The following is a 3,070-nucleotide window of genomic DNA, read 5'->3' as shown; positions in this document are numbered from 1 at the left end:
CGGCCGGGCGTGGGGCAGGCGGCAGGAGCTTCACGGCTTGTCCCTCCAGCAGGAATCCGAAGCCAAGCCGGAACGACTTGGCCTTTCCCCGCCGATCCTCCAGCACCACAATGTGCATGCCTCCGGACTTCTCCACCCTGGTCACGGCCCCGACCCAGCCGGACTGGACGTCTTCGAGAACCATTCCGCGTTCAACAGGAACCTCAGGCAGTTGCCGTTTGGCAGGCGAGGAGAGGTCTTGCGGGCCCCAATTGTCGTAAGACACGGTCTTCACACCACTTTGCGCTAGGGGATCGGTCACGGTCCGTGGCATTGCGCAGGACCGCGCGGGAATCATGTTCGCCGCGAGCGGTACCAATGCTAACAACGAGGTGGCTCATACTAGACTTGTTAGCACTTGGGCATGTTGAGTGCTAACTGTTGAAATGTTGATTGGAGGTGGGCAGTGAGCGAACCACGCAAGCTTGAAGTGTTACGCGCCATCGTGGAGGACTACGTTCACTCCCGCGAGCCGGTCGGTTCCAAAGCCTTGGTTGAACGGCACCATCTGGGAGTGTCGAGCGCAACCATCCGCAATGACATGGCCCTCTTGGAAGAAGAAGGCCTCATTGCCGCACCGCACACGAGCGCCGGCCGCATTCCCACGGACAAGGGTTATCGCCTGTTCGTCGACCGTATTTCCGAGGTCAAACCACTTTCGGCCGCCGAGCGCCGGGCCATCCACTCCTTGCTTGAGGGACCTGACGACGTCGAGGACATCCTTGAGCGCACCGTCCGGCTCCTCTCCCAACTGACCAACCAGGTCGCCGTCGTGCAGTATCCGCACCTGAGCCGCGCGCGCGTCCGGCACATTGAGTTTGTCCTTTTGGCACCGCGCCAGGTCCTGGTGGTGTTGATCGCCGATTCGGGCAAGGTGGAACAGGGCGTTGTGCACGCCGCGACGGACACCACTGACGACGAACTCATGGCCTTGCGGGCGCGATTCCTTGGAAGCATCGCCGGCTCCCAGCTCGACCTCATGCCGCAAGTGCTGCCATCGGTGGTTGCCCTGTGCCCGCCGGCGCTTCGGAACCTTGCCGGCGCCCTTGCCCACGGCCTGGAAAGGCTTGCCGAGCGGAGCCGCGACGAACGCATGGTCATGGCAGGCACGGCAAACCTGGCCCGCTCCAACGTGGACTTCCCGCTGAGCATCGGTCCGGTCCTCGAAGCGCTTGAGGAACAGGTGGTCATGTTGCGGCTTTTGTCCGACATGGCGGAAGACCCCCGGGGCGTCACGGTGAGTATCGGCCGCGAAAACCCCTACGACGGCCTCTCCGAGGCTTCGGTGGTTGCCACGGGCTACGGTCCGGGCAGCAGTGCCAAGATCGGCATTCTTGGACCCACCCGCATGGACTATCCCAACACCATGGCGGCCGTCCGTGCCGTCGCACGCTACCTTTCCCGCATTCTGGGCGGCTGACGGCCTCGGCTGGAAACCGCCCCGCAAGAAACGCAGTGGAACCGTAAACAAGGAAGAGATACCGACTTTGAGCAGTCACTATGACGTTCTGGGCGTCTCGCCGGAAGCAACCGGCGAGGAGATCAAGAAGGCCTACCGCAAACTCGCACGTAAGCTGCACCCCGATGTGAACCCCGGGGCCGGCGCTGCAGAGGAATTCAAGGCGGTGACTCACGCTTACGAGGTCCTCTCCGACCCACAGAAGCGCCGCGTCTACGACGCCACCGGCAACGAGAACGGGACCGACAACGGTTTCGGCGGCGGCTACGCGGGCCAGGGATTCGCCTTCCAGGACATCTTCGACACCTTCTTCGGCGGAGGAGGTGGCGGCATGCAAGGCCCCGCGTCACGCATGCGCCGCGGGCAGGACGCCTTGATCAGTGTCCGCATCGACCTGCGCGAAGCCGTCTTCGGTGTCAACAAAAAGCTCGAAGTGGACACTGCAGTCATCTGTCCCACGTGCGAAGGCTCATGCTGCCGACCGGGCACCCACCCGGAACGCTGCGACATCTGTGGCGGCTCGGGCCAGGTCCAGCGGGCCGTGCGCTCGATCCTCGGCCAGGTCATGACGGCCGCGCCGTGTGGATCGTGCGAAGGTTTCGGCTCGATCATCAAGGATCCCTGCAATGAGTGCAACGGCCAGGGCCGCATCCGCAGCCGACGTTCGCTGACCGTCAAGGTGCCTGGCGGCGTCGCTACCGGGACCCGCATCCAGTTGTCGTCGCAAGGCGAAGCAGGCCCCGCAGGCGGGCCTCCCGGCGACCTCTACGTGGAGATCCGGGTCAACAGCGATTCCACCTACATACGGGAAGGCGACGACCTCCACGCCACGCTGAGCGTCCCCATGACCGCCGCGGCGCTGGGTACCGAGCTCCAGCTTGAGACTTTCGACGGTCCCCAGGAAATCGACGTCAAGTCCGGCACGCAGTCCGGCGAAGTCATCACCCTGCGCGGGCTGGGCGTCACCCATCTCCGCGGCTACGGCAGGGGAGACCTCAAGGTGCACCTGCACGTTGAGACGCCCGGCAAGCTCGACGCCGCACAGGAAGACCTGCTTCGCCAACTGGCCAAGTTGCGCGGGGAGCAGTTCACCGAAGGCAAGCTTGTGGCCAGTGGAGGTATGTTCGCGAAGCTGCGGGACAAGCTCGGTAACCTGTAGCGGTGAGCAACCCCGTATTCTTCACAGCTGCCGGATCGCTTGACGGGCTCGGCCCTGGCGACTCTTTCATGCTTGACGGCGCCGAAGCCAGGCATGCTGTCACCGTCAAGCGCCTGGAAATCGGCGAAGCCGTCGATATCGCCGACGGTGCCGGCAAACGGCTCACGGGCACGGTGGCCGAATCCGGGCAGGGAACCCTGACGGTCGTTGCCTCCGCCGTCCAGGAGGAACACCAGCCAGCCGTACGGCTCGTGTTGGTCCAGGCCCTCGCGAAGGGCGACCGGGACGAGCTCGCCGTCGAAACGGCTACGGAACTCGGGATCGACGCCGTCGTGCCCTGGCAGGCGGAACGTTCCATCGTGCGCTGGAAGGGTGACCGGGCGGCAAAAGCCCACGCGAAATGGCAATCTGTC

The 3,070-nt window shown here is 64.3% G+C and carries 4 protein-coding genes; 3 read left to right on the top strand and 1 reads right to left on the bottom strand.

Going from position 1 to position 3,070, the window contains the following annotated elements; all coding sequences use genetic code 11:
• On the bottom strand, nt 1-265 hold a 265-nt coding region (locus AHiyo1_RS22130; RefSeq protein ID WP_113990743.1), incomplete at its 3' end, for a DUF3097 family protein.
• Nucleotides 266-445: 180 nt separating this feature from the next.
• Between AHiyo1_RS22130 and hrcA the strand changes: the two genes are divergently transcribed.
• From hrcA to AHiyo1_RS27610, 3 genes are all read left to right on the top strand, one after another.
• A complete protein-coding gene (gene hrcA / locus AHiyo1_RS22125) occupies nt 446-1,459 on the top strand; it encodes a heat-inducible transcriptional repressor HrcA (RefSeq protein WP_059390015.1) in 1,014 nt (337 codons plus the stop codon).
• 67 nt (nt 1,460-1,526) lie between these two features.
• A complete protein-coding gene (gene dnaJ, locus AHiyo1_RS22120) occupies nt 1,527-2,657 on the top strand; it encodes a molecular chaperone DnaJ (RefSeq protein WP_059390014.1) in 1,131 nt (376 codons plus the stop codon).
• 2 nt (nt 2,658-2,659) lie between these two features.
• On the top strand, nt 2,660-3,070 hold a 411-nt coding region (locus AHiyo1_RS27610; protein ID WP_253257557.1), incomplete at its 3' end, for an RsmE family RNA methyltransferase.

The sequence above is a fragment of the Arthrobacter sp. Hiyo1 genome (genome assembly GCF_001263615.2).
GTDB lineage: Bacteria > Actinomycetota > Actinomycetes > Actinomycetales > Micrococcaceae > Arthrobacter.
This window is presented reverse-complemented; position numbering and strand designations above follow the sequence as displayed.